This window comes from Streptomyces sp. P9-2 (genome assembly GCF_051903975.1).
Lineage (GTDB): Bacteria > Actinomycetota > Actinomycetes > Streptomycetales > Streptomycetaceae > Streptomyces > Streptomyces cellulosae.
In genome coordinates this window covers 3,747,083-3,765,604 of the sequence record NZ_CP192633.1, presented here as the reverse complement: position 1 = coordinate 3,765,604, position 18,522 = coordinate 3,747,083, and the positions used below count along the sequence as shown (strand labels likewise).

Below are 18,522 nucleotides of genomic sequence, written 5' to 3'. Positions count from 1 at the left end.
TTCCCCGCAGGACATGAGCGTGGGGGCGCCCTCCCGGCCGGGAGGGCGCCCCCACGCTCATGTGTGCGGCGGGTCAGCTGCTCTTGCTCAGCTCCCAGAAGCGGAACACGGTGGACGCGTCGAGGCAGTACTCCAGCCCGTAGACGCCGTCCTGGACGACCGCGTACTGCTTGCCCTGCCAGATCGGCAGCACCGGGACGTCCTCGGCGACCTTGTCCTGGATCGCCCCGAACTCCTTGTCGGTGGCGCCGCGGTCGCTCTCGGCGGCGGTGCGCGGCAGCAGCGTCTTGGTGATCTCGCCGGCCTTGTAGTTGTTGGAGAGGACGTTGCCCTCGCCGAAGAACGGGGCGGTGAAGTTGTCGGCGTCCGGGTAGTCCGGCACCCAGCCCTTCACGTAGACGCCGTACTTGCCGGCGGCGACGTCCTTCTCGTACTGGGCGAACTCGACCGACTTCACGTCGGCGTCGAACAGGCCGCTGGCGTTGAGCTGCTCGGCGATCGCCTCGAGCTCCTGGTCGGTGGCCGGGCCGTAACGGGCCGGGGTGGACCAGAGGGTCAGCTCCACCTTCTCGGTGATGCCCTCCTCCTCCAGCGCCGCCTTGGCCTTGGCCTTGGAGGGGCGGGCGCCGTAGGTGTCGAAGAAGGCCGTGTTGTGGCCGGCGACACCGGCCGGGATGATCGAGTACAGCGGGGTGGCCGTACCCTCGTACACCTCGTGCATCAGGGCGTCGCGGTCGATCAGGTAGGCCATGGCCTTGCGGACGCCGAGCCGGCCGGCGACCGGGTCGTCCATGTTGAAGACCAGGTGCTGCACCTCGGCGCTGCTGCCCTCGACGACCTCGATGCCGCCGTCGCCGGTGTCGGCCTTCTCGATGTCGCTGATGGCCTGGGCGGTGAGACCGCGGTAGGCGATGTCGACCTCGCCCTTCTCCAGGGCCTTCTTCAGACCGTCCTGGTCGCCGTGGAAGAACTGCAGCGTCACGCCGGAGTTCTGCGGTTCGGCCGAGCCGCTGTAGTGCTCGTTCACGGAGAAGACGGCCTTGCCGTCGTCGAAGGAGTCCAGCTTGTACGGGCCGGAGCCGACCGCCTTGCCGTCCTCGCGCAGGGCGTTCGCGTCGTATTCGCGGTGGTTGACGATGGCGCCGGCGCCGGAGGCGATCTTGCTCGGGAAGGTGGCGTCGGCGGTGTTCAGCCGGAAGACGACCGTCTTCTCGTCCGGCGTCTCCACCTTCTCCAGGGTCGGGAACATGACCGCTGGACCGTCGGGGTCGTCGATCTTCAGCATGCGGTCGAAGGAGAACTTCACGTCCTCCGAGGTGAGCGCGTCACCGTTGCTGAACTTCAGTCCGTCCCGCAGCGTGCAGGTGTAGACCCGGGTGGCGCTGTCGCTGAACTCGCAGCTCTGCGCGGCGTCCGGCTGCGGCTCGGTGCCCCCCTTGGGGAAGCCGAGCAGCGACTGGAAGACGTTGTTGAACAGCAGCCAGGATCCGGGGTCGTACCCGGAGGCGGGGTCGGTGGCCAGGACGTCGTCGGACATGCCGACGACGATCTTGGAGTCGTTCGACTCCGCGTCCCCGTCCTCGGAGCCGCAGCCGGTCAGCAGGCCGGAGGCCAGCACGGCCACGAGGGGCAGTGCCGGCCACTGGGTGCGCAGGTTCACGTGCGATGCCTTGTCGTTTCCGTGGGTTTGGACCTAGCCACCGGATCCCGGCGTACAGGTTCGTCAGCCGCTGACGCCGCGTCCGAGCTCCCACAGCTGGAGCGTGGAGGAGGAGTTGAGCGCGTAGGCGGTGCCGGTGACGTCGTCACGGGCGGCGAGGTACTGCTTGCCCTGCCACAGCGGCAGCACGGGGACGTCGTCGGCGACGATGTCCTGGATCTCCGTGAAGCTCTTCGAGGCGTTGAGGCGGTCGGCCTGGCGACGCGACTCGGGGATGAGGTCCTTGCGGACCTCGGTGTTGACGTAGGGCGAGTTGAGGAAGTTGTCCTCGGCCAGGAAGGGCGAAAGGAAGTTGTCGGCGTCCGGGTAGTCCGGGAACCAGCCCATCCCGTAGACGTCGTACTTGCCGTCCTGGCCCGCCTTGCGGAACTTGTCCCAGGAGGTGCCCTCGATGTCCGTCCGGAACAGGCCACTGTCGTTGAGCTGCTTGCTGAGCTGCTCGAACTCGGTCTTGGTGGCCGGACCGTAGTGGTCGGTCGTGTAGTGCAGCGTGAGCTTCACCGGGGTGTCGACGTCGGCGTCCTCGAGCAGTTCGCGGGCCTTGGCCGCGTTCGCGTCGCCGTACTTGTTGAAGAAGGCGTTGGAGTGGCCGGTGACGCCGGCGGGCACCAGCGAGAACAGCGGCTCGGCCTGGCTGCCGTACACCTTGGCGACGAGCTCGTCACGGTTGATCAGCTGGGCCATCGCCTGGCGGACGGCCTTGTCCTCGACCGACTCGGCCTTGGTGTTGAAGGCCAGGTAGCGGATCTCCAGACCCGGGCTCTCCACCAGATCGACGTCGCCGTCGGTGGCGTTGGCCAGCTTCTGGATCTGCTCCGGCGACATGCTGCGGGTCATGACGTCGATGTCGCCGGACTCGAGGGCCTCGCCCATCAGGTCGGCGTTCTCGTAGGCGACCAGCTCGACCTTGTCGTTGTTGACCTGGAGCGCGCCCTTGTACGACGGGTTCTTGGTGAAGGTGGCGCGCACCAGGGCGCCGCCCTTGACCTCGCTCTCCATCGTGTACGGGCCGGAGCCGTCGACGTCGAAGCCCTCGCGCAGCTTGTCCTGGGCGTAGACGTCCTTGTTGACGATGCCCGCGACCGGGGTGGACAGCTTGTACGGGAAGGTCGCGTCGGCCGCCTTGAGGTGGAAGATCACCTCGCGGTCGCCCTGCGTCTCGATGGTGTCGATGGTGGACAGCAGGGCGAAGACACCGCTGTCGCCCTTGAGGGAGAGGGCGCGGTCGATGGAGTACTTCACGTCCGCCGCGGTGATGGGGTCGCCGTCGGCGAACTGGAGGCCGTCGCGCAGGGTGCAGCTGTAGCGCTCGTTGCCGGCGTCGGTGAAACCGCAGGACTCGGCCGCCTCGGGCACGGGCTCGCCCTCGCCGCGGGGCTGGACCATCAGGGTCTGGACGGTCTGCCGCAGGATGTTCCAGGTACCGACGTCGTAGGCCCAGGCGGGGTCGAGGGGGGCGAGCCCCTCCTCCTCGGAGGCGGTGAACCGGTCCGTGGTGCCCACGACGATCGCCTCGCCGTCGCCGCTGCCGCTCTCGGTGTCGCCACAGGCGGCGAGCACCGGCGCGAGCAGGCCCATCGCGGCCGCCAGCACCAAAGTCTTGCGGTTCATGCTCGAGTTTCTCCAGGACGTCGTCGTCTCCGCGTCGTCCGCGCGTGCAGGGGTCGGCACGGCGGAGGGCGGGGAGGGGTGTGGTTCTCGCGACGACATTAGTCCGCGTCCGCAGGAGGGTTGGCGGCCCCCGGAGTTGGGGCCTCATCACGCAGTGGCACCAGGTGTGAACGGACCGACAGGGATGACCGCGGAAGGATTGGTGCAGCTTCCCATCAATCAGGACACATGGGCGCGCCGGTGATCTCCCCAATCGGGCGGGATGCACACCCGGACATCGTTGTCGGCCCATGTGAATGTGGTGAATGTCACGTGTGAAAAGGGGCTCGGCGGCCCTATGGATTCGGCCACCCACGGCCGGAAACGCATGCGGACGGCTCGGACGGCTCGGCTCCTTGACGGAGCGCCCCGCATGCCGGTTCCGGCGGTGGCGCACACCGCGTGAGCGGTCAGCGCAGGTCCGTCATCAGACCGCGCAGGAACGACAGGTCCACGACGTCCAGCGACGGGACGACCGTGCGGCGGGCGGCCGGGGTGATCGGGCCCACGGAGGGCACCGCGACGACCTGGCAGCCGGCGGCCTCGGCGGCCGTGACGCCGGTGACCGTGTCCTCCACGACCGCGCAGCGCACCGGGTCGGCGCCGAGTCCGGCGGCCGCCGCGAGATAGGGGTCGGGGTGCGGCTTGGTGCGCGGCACCTCGTCGCCGGCGACGGACAGGGCGAAGTACTCGGCGCCCAGGACGGGCAGCACCCGGTCGATGATGCGCCGGTGGGAGGCGGAGACGAGCGCCGTCGGGATCTCGTGCTCGGCGAGCTCGCCGAGCAGCCGCGCGGCGCCCGGCATCAGCGGCAGGGCGTGGTCGATGCGGCTCTCGAAGGCGTCGTTGAGCAGCACCGTGAGCTCGTCGAGGCCGATGTCGGCCCCGGTCGCCTCGATCAGGAAGCCCGCACTGCGGGTCATGGGGCCGCCGACCACCACATGGCGCCAGGCCTCGTCGAGGGTGTGGCCGAGGGAGCCGAAGACCTCCACCTCGACGTCCCACCAGAAGCCCTCGGTGTCCACCAGGGTGCCGTCCATGTCGAGGAGCACCGCCTGGAGGGCCGAGCCTTCGGCCGTAAGGGTTCCGAGCGCGGGGACCGTACTGGTCATCCACCTACCTCCTGTAGGGACGATCAGGCCGGTTCCCACGAGGGGAACCGGCCTGCAGTGGACCGACCAGTCTACGTCGTGCGCGCCGGAAGTGCCTGGTGCGGCCGCCGGGGCGGCGGCCGCACGGGCCCGGCGTGCGCCGCCGGACCGGCTCAGCGGGCGTTGAAGTACTTCGCCTCCGGGTGGTGGATCACGATGGCGTCGGTGGACTGCTCGGGGTGCAGCTGGAACTCCTCGGAGAGCTGCACGCCGATACGCTCCGGCTCCAGCAGGTCCGCGATCTTGGCGCGGTCCTCCAGGTCGGGGCAGGCGCCGTAGCCGAGGGAGAAGCGGGCGCCCCGGTACTTCAGGGCGAACATGTCCTCCATGGCGTCCGGGTCCTCGCCCGCGAAGCCCAGCTCGGAGCGGACGCGGGCGTGCCAGTACTCGGCGAGCGCCTCGGCGAGCTGGACGGACAGGCCGTGCAGCTCGAGGTACTCGCGGTAGGCGTTGGCCTCGAACAGCCGGGCGGTCTCCTCGCCGATGCGGGAGCCGACGGTGACGACCTGGAGGCCGACGACGTCCTTCTCGCCGGACTCCTCCGGGCGGAAGAAGTCGGCCAGGCACAGACGGCGGCCGCGGCGCTGGCGCGGGAAGGTGAAGCGGGTGCGCTCGTTGCCCTCCTCGTCCAGGATGATCAGGTCGTCGTCCTTGGAGACGCAGGGGAAGTAGCCGTAGACCACGGCGGCCTCCAGCAGGTTCTCCGTCTGGAGCCGGTCCAGCAGTCCGCGCAGCCGCGGCCGGCCCTCGGTCTCCACCAGCTCCTCGTAGGTGGGGCCGTCGCCGGTGCGGGCCTGCTTCAGACCCCACTGGCCCTTGAACAGCGCGCCCTCGTCGAGCCAGGAGGCGTACTCCTTGAGCTGGATGCCCTTGACGACGCGGGTGCCCCAGAACGGCGGGGCGGGGACCGGGTTGTCGGTGGCCACGTCGGAGCGGACGCTGCCCTCCTCCGGGCGCTCCTCGATCTCCACGGTCGCCGCGCGCACCCGCCGTTGCTTCAGCTCCGGGAGCTTGGCGCCCGGGACGCCGCGCTTGATGCCGATCAGGGCGTCCATCAGGCGCAGGCCCTCGAACGCGTCGCGGGCGTAGCGGACCTCGCCCTGGTAGATCTCGTGCAGGTCCTGCTCGACGTAGGCGCGGGTGAGGGCGGCGCCGCCGAGGATGACCGGGTAGTCGGCGGCCAGGCCGCGCTGGTTGAGCTCCTCCAGGTTCTCCTTCATGATCACCGTGGACTTCACCAGCAGACCCGACATGCCGATCACGTCGGCCTTGTGCTCGTCCGCGGCCTCCAGGATCGCCGAGACCGGCTGCTTGATCCCCAGGTTGACGACGTTGTAGCCGTTGTTCGACAGGATGATGTCGACCAGGTTCTTGCCGATGTCGTGCACGTCCCCGCGCACCGTGGCCAGCACGATCGTGCCCTTGCCGGCCTCGTCGGTCTTCTCCATGTGCGGCTCCAGATGAGCCACCGCCGTCTTCATCACCTCGGCGGACTGCAGCACGAACGGCAGCTGCATCTGCCCCGAACCGAACAGCTCACCGACCACCTTCATGCCGTCCAGCAGGGTGTCGTTGACGATGTCCAGCGCCGGACGCGTCTGAAGCGCCTCGTCCAGATCCTGCTCGAGGCCGTTGCGCTCGCCGTCGATGATGCGGCGCTTCAGGCGCTCGTCCAGCGGCAGCGCGGCCAGCTCCTCGGCCTTGCCCGCCTTCAGCGACTTCGCCGTCGCGCCCTCGAACAGCTGCATGAGCTTCTGCAGCGGGTCGTAACCCTCCGAGCGCCGGTCGTAGATCAGGTCGAGGGCGGTCTGGACCTCCTCCTCGCTGAACCGGGCGATCGGGAGGATCTTCGACGCGTGCACGATCGCCGAGTCCAGGCCCGCCTTCACGCACTCGTCGAGGAAGACGCTGTTGAGCAGGATGCGGGCGGCCGGGTTCAGGCCGAAGGAGATGTTCGACAGACCCAGCGTGGTCTGCACGTCCGGGTGGCGGCGCTTCAGCTCACGGATGCCCTCGATCGTGGCGATGCCGTCCTTGCGGGACTCCTCCTGACCGGTGCAGATCGTGAACGTCAGACAGTCCACGAGGATGTCCTCCTCGCGGATGCCCCAGTTTTCGGTCAGATCCGCGATCAGGCGTTCGGCGATCTCGACCTTCTTCTCCGCCGTGCGCGCCTGGCCCTCCTCGTCGATGGTCAGCGCGATCAGCGCGGCGCCGTGCTCCCGCGCCAGCTCGGTGACGCGGGCGAAGCGGGACTCGGGGCCGTCGCCGTCCTCGTAGTTCACCGAGTTGATCACCGCACGGCCGCCCAGCCTCTCCAGACCGGCCCGGATCACGTCCACCTCGGTGGAGTCCAGCACGATCGGCAGCGTGGACGCGGTCGCGAACCTGCCGGCCAGCTCCCGCATGTCCGCCACACCGTCCCGGCCGACATAGTCGACACACAGGTCGAGCATGTGCGCGCCCTCGCGGATCTGCTCGCGCGCCATCTCCACGCAGTCGTCCCAGCGGCCGTCCAGCATGGCCTCACGGAACTTCTTCGACCCGTTGGCGTTGGTGCGCTCACCGATCGCCAGGTAGGAGGTGTCCTGCCGGAACGGCACCGACTGGTACAGCGACGCCGCACCCGGCTCGGGGCGCGGGTCGCGCTCCACCGGCTCCAGCTCCCGCACCCGCTCCACCAGCCGGCGCAGATGCTCGGGCGTGGTGCCGCAGCAGCCGCCCACCAGCGACAGCCCGTACTCCCGCACGAACGTCTCCTGGGCGTCCGCCAGCTCGGGCGCGGTCAGGGGGTAGTGGGCGCCGTCCTTGGTCAGCTCGGGCAGGCCGGCGTTCGGCATGCACGACAGGGGGACGCGGGAGTGGCGCGCCAGGTAGCGCAGGTGCTCGCTCATCTCGGCGGGGCCGGTCGCACAGTTCAGGCCGACCATGTCGATGCCCAGCGGCTCCAGCGCGGTCAGGGCCGCGCCGATCTCCGAGCCGAGCAGCATGGTGCCGGTGGTCTCCACCGTCACGGACACGATCAGCGGCACCTCGAGGCCGACCGCCTCCATGGCGCGGCGGGCGGCGATGACGGACGCCTTGGTCTGCAGCAGGTCCTGCGTGGTCTCCACGAGCAGCGCGTCGGCGCCGCCGGCGAGCAGGCCCTCCGCGTTCTGCTGGTAGGCGTCGCGGATGGCGCCGAACGTGGTGTGGCCGAGGGTGGGCAGCTTGGTGCCCGGGCCCATGGAGCCCAGTACCCAGCGCGGGCGGCCGTCGCGGCCGGTGAACTCGTCGGCCGTCTCGCGGGCGATGCGGGCGCCCGCCTCGGACAGTTCCAGCACGCGCTCGGCGATGTCGTATTCGCCCAATGCGGTGAGGTTGGCTCCGAACGTGTTCGTCTCGACGCAGTCGACGCCGACGCCGAAGTACTCGGAGTGGACCGAACGGACGATGTCGGGGCGGGTCAGGTTCAGGATCTCGTTGCAGCCCTCGAGGTTCTGGAAGTCCTCGAGAGTGGGGTCCTGGGCCTGCAGCATCGTGCCCATCGCTCCGTCGGCGACCACCACACGGGTGGCCAGGGCCTCTCGGAGCGCGGACACACGGGTCCGGCTGTCGGCGGAAGGGGTCAGCGGCAACGAGGCCATGAAAGGGGCTCCCTCAGGTGCGACGGCTGTCGGCTTTGCGGCTGCCCGGAAAAGTCATCGGTTCGAGCTTCCCCGGCAGGGCGCACGCCGTCAGGGTATCCGGGACCGCACCCGGACGTCGGGGGCGTCCACGGGCCGGACGAAGATGGCCGACGGGCGACGGTCGGGGCGGGAGAGACGCGACCGATCATGACCGACCATTAGCGAAGGGTCGGCATCGACCGGTAGTGTTCGGCATTGCCGAACAGCGGCAGCGACGTCGCGAGTCGGCGCTCGAAGGGGACGGAGGCAGTACGGCGATGGCACGGAACATCCAGTCGCTCGAACGGGCGGCAGCGATGCTGCGCCTGCTCGCGGGCGGCGAGCGACGGCTCGGCCTCTCGGACATCGCCTCCTCGCTCGGCCTCGCCAAGGGCACCGCCCACGGCATCCTGCGCACCCTTCAGCAGGAGGGTTTCGTCGAGCAGGACGAGACCTCGGGCCGCTACCAGCTGGGCGCGGAGCTGCTGCGTCTGGGCACCACCTACCTGGACGTGCACGAGCTGCGGGCCCGCGCCCTGGTGTGGACGGACGACCTGGCCCGCTCCAGCGGGGAGAGCGTCTATCTCGGCGTGCTGCACCAGCAGGGCGTGCTGATCGTGCACCACGTCTTCCGGCCCGACGACAGCCGGCAGGTGCTGGAGATCGGCGCCATGCAGCCGCTGCACTCCACGGCCCTGGGCAAGGTCCTGTCGGCCTACGACCCGGTGGCGCACAGCGAGGCCCTGGAGGCCGACCGCAAGGCGTTCACCGACCGCACGGTGTGCGACGTCGAGTCCTTCGAGGAGATCCTCGACCTCACCCGCGCGCGGGGCTACGCGGCGGACGTGGAGGAGACCTGGGAGGGCGTGGCCTCGCTCGCCGCGCCCATCCACGACCGCCGGCGCATGCCGGTCGGGGCGGTCGGCATCACGGGCGCGGTGGAGCGGCTGCGCAAGGACGGCGAGCTGCGGCCCGAGCTGATCGCGGCGGTGCGGGACTGCGCCCGCGCGGTGTCGCGGGACCTGGGCGCCGGACGCTTCTGAGCGGGCCGCCGCGCGCCGGCGGTCACCGTACGCAGCACACAGCACCCGGACGCCCCGACGGCGGGCCGGGGCCCACGCGCGCCCGCGGACGGACACGCACGGCGACCGGTCCGACCCGGTCGGCCCAGCGATCAGTAACGATCGCACTTTTCGACAACCGAGACTCTTGACGCATCTCCGGGGCCGGGCAAGACTCCCGTCCATCGGTCGGCATTGTCGAACACCTACCGGCAATACGCGCTAGAGTGGGACAACGCCAAGGGCCGGCAACGCTCTCACCCACTGAGGGCGCCAATCCCCGGAGGGACCCGGGGGTCGGCATCCCTGGACGAAGGACAAAGGAGTCGCGGGTGTCCAGCTCCGACATCTTCATCGGCGAGACCATCGGTACCGCCATACTCATCCTGCTCGGCGGCGGTGTGTGCGCCGCCGTGACGCTCAAGGCCTCCAAGGCCCGTAACGCCGGCTGGCTCGCCATCGCCTTCGGCTGGGGCTTCGCCGTCATGACGGCGGTCTACATATCGGGGCCGCTCTCCGGCGCCCACCTGAACCCGGCCGTGACCCTCGCGCTCGCCATCAAGGACGGCGGGTGGGCGAACGTCCCGACCTACTTCGCCGCGCAGATCCTCGGCGCGATGATCGGCGCCACCCTGGTGTGGCTCGCGTACTACGGCCAGTTCCAGGTCCACCTCACCGACAAGGAGATCGTCGGCGGCCCCGGCGCCCAGACGACCTCCGCCAAGGCGGTCGAGGCGCAGGAGAAGGGCGCCGGCCCGGTGCTCGGCATCTTCTCCACGGGTCCGGAGATCCGGAACACGGTGCAGAACCTCACCACGGAGATCATCGGCACCTTCGTGCTGCTGCTCGCCGTGCTCACGCAGGGCCTGAACGACGCGGGCAACGGCCTCGGCGTGATCGGCGGTCTGATCACCGCGCTCGTGGTGGTCTCGATCGGTCTGTCGCTGGGCGGCCCCACGGGGTACGCCATCAACCCCGCCCGTGACCTCGGCCCCCGTATCGTCCACGCCCTTCTGCCGCTGCCCAACAAGGGCGGCTCCGACTGGTCGTACGCCTGGGTCCCGGTGATCGGTCCGCTGATCGGCGGCGCCATCGCGGCCGGTGTCTACAACGTCGCCTTCGCATAGATGACCTCCCACGCTTCCCCCGCGATCGTTGTAGTAGCGCCGTACCCACTGCCCCGTAACCAAGGAACTTCCAGGAGCACACCGTGACCGACGCCCACACCGCCGGCCCGTTCATCGCCGCGATCGACCAGGGCACCACCTCTTCCCGCTGCATCGTCTTCGACCGCGACGGGCGCATCGTCTCCGTCGACCAGAAGGAGCACGAGCAGATCTTCCCCAAGCCCGGCTGGGTCGAGCACGACGCCACCGAGATCTGGACGAACGTCCAGGAGGTGGTCGCCGGCGCTGTCGCCAAGGCCGGCATCACCCGGGACGACATCAAGGCCATCGGCATCACCAACCAGCGCGAGACCACCGTGCTGTGGGACAGGAACACCGGTGAGCCGGTCCACAACGCCATCGTCTGGCAGGACACCCGCACCGACGCCCTCTGCCGTGAGCTGGGCCGCAACGTCGGCCAGGACCGCTTCCGCCGCGAGACCGGCCTGCCCCTGGCCTCCTATTTCGCCGGTCCCAAGGCGCGCTGGCTGCTCGACAACGTCGAGGGTCTGAAGGAGCGTGCGGAGGCGGGCGACATCCTTTTCGGCACCATGGACACATGGGTCATCTGGAACCTCACGGGCGGAACGGACGGCGGCCGGCACGTCACCGACGTCACCAACGCCTCCCGCACGATGCTGATGAACCTGCACACCATGCAGTGGGACGCGAAGATCGCCGAGTCGATCGGCGTCCCGACGCCGATGCTGCCGGAGATCCGCTCCTCCGCCGAGGTCTACGGCGAGATCAAGGGCGGCAAGCTGGGCGACCTGCTCGGCGGGATCCCGGTCGCCTCGGCGCTGGGCGACCAGCAGGCGGCGCTGTTCGGCCAGACGTGTTTCGCCGAGGGCGAGACCAAGTCGACCTACGGCACCGGCACCTTCATGGTGATGAACACCGGCGACAAGATCATCAACTCCTACAGCGGCCTGCTGACCACGGTCGGCTACCAGATCGGCGACCAGAAGCCGGTCTACGCCCTGGAGGGCTCGATCGCCGTCACCGGTTCGCTGGTGCAGTGGATGCGCGACCAGATGGGCCTGATCTCCACCGCCGCCGAGATCGAGACCCTGGCGCTGTCCGTCGAGGACAACGGCGGCGCCTACTTCGTGCCGGCCTTCTCCGGACTGTTCGCCCCGTACTGGCGCTCCGACGCCCGCGGTGTGATCGCCGGCCTCACCCGGTACGTGACCAAGGCGCACCTCGCGCGCGCCGTCCTGGAGGCCACCGCCTGGCAGACGCGGGAGATCGCCGACGCCATGACGAAGGACTCCGGCGTGGAGCTCGCCGCCCTCAAGGTCGACGGCGGCATGACCTCCAACAACCTGCTGATGCAGACCCTCGCCGACTTCGTGGACGCCCCCGTGGTGCGCCCGATGGTCGCCGAGACCACCTGCCTCGGCGCCGCCTACGCCGCCGGCCTGGCCGTCGGCTTCTGGAACAGCACCGACGACCTGCGCGCCAACTGGCGCAGGGCCGCCGAGTGGACCCCCCGCATGGACGCGGACACCCGCGACCGTGAGTACAAGAGCTGGCTCAAGGCCGTCGAGCGGACCATGGGCTGGCTCGAGGACGAGGAGTAGAACCGCCATGACCACCCAAGCCACCCTGCAGTCCGTACCTGCCCTGGGGACGCACCCGGCGTCCGGCCCGAACCCGAGCCGTGCCGAGACCCGGGAGCAGCTCTCCAAGGCGTCGTACGACCTCCTCGTCATCGGCGGCGGCATCCTGGGCATCTCCACCGCCTGGCACGCCGCGCAGTCCGGTCTCAGGGTGGCTCTGGTGGACGCCGGTGACTTCGCCGGAGCCACCTCTTCCGCCTCCTCCAAGCTGCTCCACGGCGGTCTGCGCTACCTGCAGACCGGCGCGGTGAAGCTGGTGGCGGAGAACCACTTCGAGCGCCGTGCGGTCTCCCGCCAGGTGGCCCCCCACCTGGCGAACCCGCTCACGTTCTACCTCCCCGTGTACAAGGGCGGGCCGCACGGCGCGGCGAAGCTCGGGGCCGGTGTGTTCGCCTACTCGGCGCTGTCGGCCTTCGGTGACGGCGTGGGCCACCTGCTGTCGCCGGCGAAGGCAGCGCAGGACGTGCCGGAGCTGCGCACCGAGAACCTGAAGGCCGTCGCCGTGTACGGCGACGACCAGATGAACGACGCGCGCATGGCGCTGATGACGGTGCGCGCGGCCGCCGAGTCGGGCGCGGTCGTCCTCAACCACGCCGAGGTGACGGGCCTGCGCTTCACCAAGGGCCGGGTCACCGGCGCCGAACTGCGGGACCGGATCTCCGGTGAGGAGTTCGGCGTCAACGCGCGGCTGGTGCTCAACGCGACCGGCCCGTGGGTGGACCACCTGCGCCGCATGGAGGACCCGGACGCGGCCCCGTCGATCCGGCTGTCGAAGGGCGCGCACCTGGTCCTGAAGCGGACCTCCCCGTGGAAGGCCGCGCTGGCCACGCCGATCGACAAGTACCGGATCACCTTCGCCCTCCCCTGGGAGGACATGCTGCTGCTCGGCACCACCGACGAGGAGTACGAGGGCGACCCGGCGGACGTCGCGGTGAACGAGAAGGACATCGCGCAGATACTCGACGAGGCCGCGTTCTCCATCCGCGACCAGCAGCTCAGCCGTGACCTGATCACGTACTCCTTCGCCGGTCTGCGGGTGCTGCCGGGCGGTCCCGGCGACACGGCCAAGGCCAAGCGGGAGACCGTGGTCACCGAGGGCCGGGGCGGGATGCTGTCCGTCGCGGGCGGCAAGTGGACCACGTTCCGCCACATCGGCCGCACCGTGATGCGCAAGCTGCAGGAGCTGCCCGGCCACCCGCTGGGCGAGGACTTCGAGCCGGTGGGCGCGCTGCCGAAGAAGCTGCCGCTGCCCGGCGTGGCCAACCCGCGCGCCGTCGCCCACCGCCTCCTGGTGGACGGCCCGGCGCCCGGCCCGCGCATGGCGGCCGACACCGCCCGTCACCTCGCCACCCACTACGGGTCGCTGGCGTTCGACATCGCCCGCCTGGCGAACGAGGACCCGGCGCTGGCCCGGCGCGTCCACCCGGACGCCCCGGAGATCTGGGCGCAGGTCGTGTGGGCCCGGGACCACGAGTGGGCCGAGACGGCGGACGACGTGCTGCGCCGCCGCACCACCCTCACCATCCGCGGCCTGGCCACGGACGAGGTCCGGGCGGACGTGCAGGAACTGCTCGACAAGAAGTGAGCGTGCCCGCGCCGGCTCCCCCGCACGGGAGCCGGCGCGCGGTGAGGGGCGGCCCACGCCGACGGGGCCGCCCCTCGCCGCGTTTCCGCGGTCCGCCGCGCGGGGTGTTTCCCGCCGCCGTGCGGGGCAGTCATGGGGCACTCCCCTTGTGCGGGGAGCTGCGGGAGCTCCCGTGGACACGCCGTAAGGTTGGTGCGTACACGAGGGCACGTCGGAAGGAGGCGCTGGGTGATCGAGCTCGAGGGGGTTCCCGAGCTGATCGACCCGGTCATGGTGGCCGCGTTCGAGGGCTGGAACGACGCCGGTGACGCCGCCTCCACCGCGGTCGCGCATCTGGACCGGGAGTGGAAGGGCGAGGTGTTCGCGGCGCTCGACGCCGAGGACTACTACGACTTCCAGGTCAACCGTCCCACGGTGTTCCTGGAGAACGGCGTGCGGAAGATCACCTGGCCGACGACGCGGCTGTCGGTGGTGCGGGTCGGCGGTGAGAAACCGCGCGACCTGGTGCTGGTGCGCGGCATCGAACCGTCCATGCGCTGGCGCTCGTTCTGCAACGAGATCCTAGGCTTCGCGCACGAGCTGGGCGTGGAGCTGGTGGTGGTGCTGGGCGCACTGCTCGGCGACACCCCGCACACCCGTCCGGTCCCGATCAGCGGGACCACGTCCGACCCGGACCTGGCCCGCCGCATGGACCTCGAGGAGACCAAGTACGAGGGCCCCACGGGCATCGTCGGCATCCTCCAGGAGGCGTGCACGCACGCCGGCGTCCCCGCGGTGTCGCTGTGGGCGGCCGTTCCGCACTACGTGTCGCAGCCGCCCAACCCGAAGGCCACGCTGGCCCTGCTGAACCGGCTCGAGGACCTGATCGACGTGCGCATCCCGCTGGGCGAGCTGCCCGAGGACGCGCGCGCCTGGCAGGTGGGCGTGGACCAGCTGGCCGCGGAGGACAGCGAGGTCGCCGAGTACGTGCAGTCGCTGGAGGAGGCCCGGGACACGGCGGAGCTGCCGGAGGCGTCCGGGGAGGCGATCGCCCGGGAGTTCGAGCGGTATCTGCGGCGGCGGGACGGGGCATCGGGCCCGCCCGGGGGGCACGCGACCGCGGAGGGGTCCGACGGGGGGCCGTCGTACCGGCGGGACGGGCCGGGTGGGCGGTCTCGGCCGTCCAGGCCGCCTCGGCAGGAGGCGGAACAGGACGGCGACGAGTCGGCCGAGGAGTGACGTGATGCGAGGAGGGGCCCCGTTCTGAGAACGGGGCCCCTCCTCGCTGTTGTTCGGCGTGCGGCGCCGTTGTGGCTGGTCGCGCGGTTCCCCGCGCCCCTTTGGGGCGTTGTTCTAGAGGGCGACTCCCAGGAGGGCGTCCACGGCTCGGGAGACTATGCCGGGGGCGCCGGGGTCGGTGCCGCCCTGTTGTTCCTGGAGGACCGTCCAGCGGTCCACTGCCGCGAGTGCGGCCGGGGCGTTCAGGTCGTCCGCGAGGGCGTCGCGGATCTCCTCGACGAGGGCCTCGGCGGGCGGGCCGTCGGGGCGGGAGACCGCGGCGCGCCAGTGGTCGAGGCGGGTCACGGCGTCCTGGAGGACCTGGTCGGTCCACTCCCAGTCGGAGCGGTAGTGGTGGGCGAGGAGCGCCAGGCGGATGGCCGCCGGGTCGACGCCGTCGCGCCGGAGCTGGGAGACGAAGACCAGGTTGCCCTTGGACTTGGACATCTTCTCGCCGTCCAGGGCGACCATGCCGGCGTGCACGTAGGCCTTGGCCATCGGGTACTCGCCGGTGAGCACCTGGGCGTGCGAGGCGCCCATCTCGTGGTGCGGGAAGACCAGGTCGGAGCCGCCGCCCTGGATGTCGAAGGTCATGCCCAGGTGGTCGAGGGCGATGGCCACGCACTCGATGTGCCAGCCGGGCCTGCCGCGGCCGAGCGAGCCGCCGTCCCAGCTCGGCTCGCCCTCGCGGGCGGCCATCCAGAGCATCGGGTCGACGGGGTTCTTCTTGCCCGGGCGGTCCGGGTCGCCGCCGCGTTCGGCGGACAGCATCCGCATGGTGGCCGCGTCCAGGTGGGAGACCTGGCCGAAGTGCCGGTCGGACTCGACGGAGAAGTAGATGTCGCCGTCGATCTCGTAGGTGGCGCCGAGCTCACGGAGCCGCTCGACGATCGGGACGATGCCGGGTATGGCCTCGACCGCGCCTATGTAGTGCCGGGGCGGCAGCATCCGCAGGGCCGTCATGTCCTCGCGGAACAGGGCGGTCTCCTGCTCGGCGAGCGCGGTCCAGTCGACGCCGTCGCGCTCGGCCCGCTCCAGCAGCGGGTCGTCGACGTCGGTGACGTTCTGGACGTAGTGAACCTGCCGCTTGTTGTCGAGCCACACGCGCTGCACCAGGTCGAACGCGTTGTAGGTCGCCGCGTGTCCGATGTGGGTGGCGTCGTAGGGCGTGATGCCGCAGACGTAGAGACGGGCGACGGGGCCGGGGTCGAGGGTGACCGGACCGTCGGTCGCGGTGTCGTGGATCCTCAGGTCGCGGCCCTGACCGGGCAGGGCGGGGACTTCGGAAGCGGGCCAGGCATGCATGTCATGAGCCTAACCGGACCGCAGTTCCGGATACGAACCGGAACGGGCCGGACGGCCGGGAAGGCGTTCTTGCGGGTCGCCGCGCCGTGTGCCTCACCGGCCTCCGTCACGTCAGACCGGGGGCCAGGGGATGGCGGGCCAGTCGCCGCCCGGTTCCGGATGGGTGCCGGAGACGAGCAGGGAGTTCACGCGGGAACGGGTGGCGTCGATCTCCGCGGGGGTGATCAGCGGGGTCAGGGCCGCGGTGAGGGGCCCGTCGGGCGTGAGGGCGTCCCTGAGGCCCTTGAGGACGTCCAGGGCCTCCTCGGGCAGCGGCTCCCCCGCCCAGCCCCACAGCAGTGTGCGCAGCTTGTTCTCGGCGTTGAAGGTGACCCCGTGGTCGATGCCGTAGAGCCGGCCCTCGGCCGTGGGCAGCAGGTGGCCGCCCTTGCGGTCGGCGTTGTTGATGACCGCGTCGAGCACGGAGAGGCGGCGCAGCCGGTCGTCGTCGGCGTGCACCAGCAGCGCGGTGCGGCCCTCGCCGACCTCGGCGAAGCCGATCGCCTTCCAGCCCGGCTCCGGCTCCTCGCCGTCCACCAGGGCGAGCAGTTCGGCGCCGGGCGCGGTCTCGATCCACAGCTGGACCATGCCCTCGCCGTACGGGCCGTCGCGCAGCACGGTGGGCGGGACCAGGTCCCAGCCGGTCGCGCGGGACACCTCGTACGCGGCGGCCTCGCGGCCGGCCAGGGTGCCGTCGGGGAAGTCCCACAGGGGCCGCTCCCCCGCGACGGGCTTGTAGACACAGGCGGCCTCGCGGTCCTCGTGGGCGACGATGCAGTACAGGGCGGCGTTCGACGCCTCACGGATGCGTCCGCGCACGGTCAGCTCGCCGCGGGCGAGCAGTTCGGCCGCGGCCGGGTCGGTGGGGGTCACGCTCCGCGGCGGTATCCGTTCTGGCGCGGACATACGTGTCCTTCCGGGTCGAGCGGGAGGCTGCACAGCGGGCACGGCGGCCGCCCCGCGTTGACGACGTCGAGGGCGCGCTTGGCGAAGGCCCGCGCCTGCGCCCCGGTGAGCCGGACGCGCAGCATCGGGGGGCCGTTCTCCTCGTCCTGGAGGAGCCGCTCCTCCGCCTCGGCGAGGTCCTCGTCGGACTCGGCGTCCAGCTCGACGAGGGCCTGCGCCTCCACGATCATGCGCTGCTCCTCGCCGTCCCAGGCGAGCGCCATGGTGCCGACGCGGAACTCCTCCTCCACAGGGGTGTCCAGCGGCGCCGTGTCGGTGATCTCGGCCGGCGCCATCGCGGGCACCGCCGCGCTGCCGCCGCTGCGGCGCACCACCTCGTCGAGCAGTTCGTCCATCCGTTCGGCGAGCGCCGCGACCTGGGTCTTCTCCAGGGCCACGCTGGTCACCCGGGAGCCGGCGGAGGCCTGGAGGAAGAACGTACGGCGCCCTGGCAGTCCGACCGTGCCGGCCACGAAACGTTCCGGTTGGTCGTAGAGGAACACCTGACGGGACACGTCCTGTCTCCATGGGAAGTCGGGGATCGGGCGATGGGCGGATCGAACGCAACTCTGCGGTCGCTTCACCCTACTGCGGGGAACGATCACGGTGCGCCCGCGTCGCCCCCCACGGTGGCGTCGCCGGCGGGCGGCTCCTCGCGCGGCGCCAGGGACGCGAAGTCGCCGGTGTCGCCGAGCCTGAGGAGAAAGGGGCGCAGCCGGGTGTACCGGATCGCGGTGACGGAGCACGGTTCGACGGAGATCCGCTGGAAGAGGTCGAGATGAAGTCCGAGGGCGTCCGCCACCAGGGACTTGATGATGTCGCCGTGCGAGCACATCAGGTACACGGCGTCGGGTCCGTGGTCGCGCTCCACGCGCGCGTTCCACTCGCGCACCGCCTCGGCGGCGCGCGTCTGCATGGCGCGCATGGACTCCCCGCCGGGGAAGGCCGCGGCGGACGGGTGCGCCTGAACGACCTCCATGAGGGGCTCGTCCTTGAGCTCGGCGAGCTTGCGTCCGGTCCAGTCGCCGTAGTGGCACTCGCCGATGCGGTCGTCGGTGTGGTGGGTCAGGCCGGGGCGGGCCTGGAGCAGCGGGGCGACGGTCTCCCTGCAGCGGTCGAGCGGGCTGGTGACGACCTCGGCCAGCGGCAGCGGGGCGAGCCGTCCGGGCAGGCCGGCGGCCTGTGCGGTCCCGCGGTCGTCGAGGTGCACGCCGGGCGTCCAGCCGGCGAGCAGTCCCTCGGTGTTGGCGGTGGATCGTCCGTGCCGGACCAGGAGCAACGTGGGCATGCCGCCCAGCGTAGGCGTACGGCCGTGCGCGGGGACCGGGGCGTGTGGACGACGGCGGGACGGGAACGCGACGGCAGACCGGTTGT

At 70.8% G+C, this 18,522-nt stretch carries 13 protein-coding genes; 5 read left to right on the top strand and 8 right to left on the bottom strand.

Annotated features, from left to right (window positions below; translation table 11 throughout):
- Positions 1-73: 73 nt before the first annotated feature.
- The 4 genes from ACQY0Z_RS17220 to metH form a co-directional block, all read right to left on the bottom strand.
- Complete coding sequence (locus ACQY0Z_RS17220) at positions 74-1,660, bottom strand: ABC transporter substrate-binding protein (RefSeq protein WP_439812497.1); 1,587 nt, start codon at positions 1,658-1,660, stop codon at positions 74-76.
- 63 nt (positions 1,661-1,723) lie between these two features.
- Positions 1,724-3,331, bottom strand: coding sequence for an ABC transporter substrate-binding protein (locus ACQY0Z_RS17215; protein WP_439812496.1), 1,608 nt, complete (start codon positions 3,329-3,331; stop codon positions 1,724-1,726).
- Between the two features lie 449 nt (positions 3,332-3,780).
- Entirely contained in the window at positions 3,781-4,482 is a 702-nt protein-coding gene (locus ACQY0Z_RS17210) for an HAD family hydrolase (RefSeq protein ID WP_189902619.1), read from the bottom strand.
- Between the two features lie 152 nt (positions 4,483-4,634).
- Entirely contained in the window at positions 4,635-8,147 is a 3,513-nt protein-coding gene (gene metH, locus ACQY0Z_RS17205; RefSeq protein ID WP_189902617.1) for a methionine synthase, read from the bottom strand.
- Between the two features lie 299 nt (positions 8,148-8,446).
- On the opposite strand from metH, the gene ACQY0Z_RS17200 reads away from it, so the two are divergent.
- The 5 genes from ACQY0Z_RS17200 to ACQY0Z_RS17180 all read left to right on the top strand — a co-directional run bounded on the left by ACQY0Z_RS17200 (position 8,447) and on the right by ACQY0Z_RS17180 (position 14,820).
- A complete protein-coding gene (locus ACQY0Z_RS17200; RefSeq protein ID WP_189902616.1) occupies positions 8,447-9,211 on the top strand; it encodes an IclR family transcriptional regulator in 765 nt (254 codons plus the stop codon).
- Between the two features lie 350 nt (positions 9,212-9,561).
- Positions 9,562-10,356 carry an MIP/aquaporin family protein gene (locus ACQY0Z_RS17195; protein WP_254588007.1) on the top strand — a complete coding sequence of 265 codons (795 nt, stop codon included), beginning with the start codon at positions 9,562-9,564 and terminating at the stop codon, positions 10,354-10,356.
- An 83-nt stretch (positions 10,357-10,439) separates the two neighbouring features.
- Positions 10,440-11,978, top strand: a complete 1,539-nt coding sequence (glpK, locus tag ACQY0Z_RS17190) for a glycerol kinase GlpK (protein WP_189902612.1) — start codon at positions 10,440-10,442, stop codon at positions 11,976-11,978.
- Positions 11,979-11,985: 7 nt separating this feature from the next.
- A complete protein-coding gene (locus tag ACQY0Z_RS17185; protein WP_189902611.1) occupies positions 11,986-13,602 on the top strand; it encodes a glycerol-3-phosphate dehydrogenase/oxidase in 1,617 nt (538 codons plus the stop codon).
- Between the two features lie 228 nt (positions 13,603-13,830).
- On the top strand, positions 13,831-14,820 hold the full coding sequence (locus ACQY0Z_RS17180) for a PAC2 family protein (RefSeq protein WP_189902609.1): 990 nt from the start codon (positions 13,831-13,833) through the stop codon (positions 14,818-14,820).
- A gap of 114 nt (positions 14,821-14,934) precedes the next feature.
- Here ACQY0Z_RS17180 and mshC read toward each other — a convergent pair whose 3' ends face one another.
- From mshC to ACQY0Z_RS17160, 4 genes are all read right to left on the bottom strand, one after another.
- Positions 14,935-16,164: a cysteine--1-D-myo-inosityl 2-amino-2-deoxy-alpha-D-glucopyranoside ligase gene (gene mshC, locus ACQY0Z_RS17175; protein WP_189902607.1), complete on the bottom strand. Its 1,230-nt coding sequence runs from the start codon at positions 16,162-16,164 to the stop codon at positions 14,935-14,937.
- A 111-nt stretch (positions 16,165-16,275) separates the two neighbouring features.
- Positions 16,276-17,109, bottom strand: a complete 834-nt coding sequence (locus ACQY0Z_RS17170) for an SCO1664 family protein (RefSeq protein WP_439812495.1) — start codon at positions 17,107-17,109, stop codon at positions 16,276-16,278.
- Positions 17,073-17,663 (bottom strand): DUF3090 domain-containing protein, encoded by a 591-nt coding sequence (locus ACQY0Z_RS17165; protein WP_189902604.1) that lies wholly within the window; start codon positions 17,661-17,663, stop codon positions 17,073-17,075. The genes ACQY0Z_RS17170 and ACQY0Z_RS17165 overlap by 37 nt, the downstream gene beginning before the upstream one ends.
- Before the next feature lie 86 nt (positions 17,664-17,749).
- The gene (locus ACQY0Z_RS17160; RefSeq protein ID WP_254587813.1) at positions 17,750-18,436 is read right to left on the bottom strand and encodes a histidine phosphatase family protein; all 687 of its coding nucleotides are present in this window, start codon (positions 18,434-18,436) and stop codon (positions 17,750-17,752) included.
- Positions 18,437-18,522: the final 86 nt, after the last annotated feature.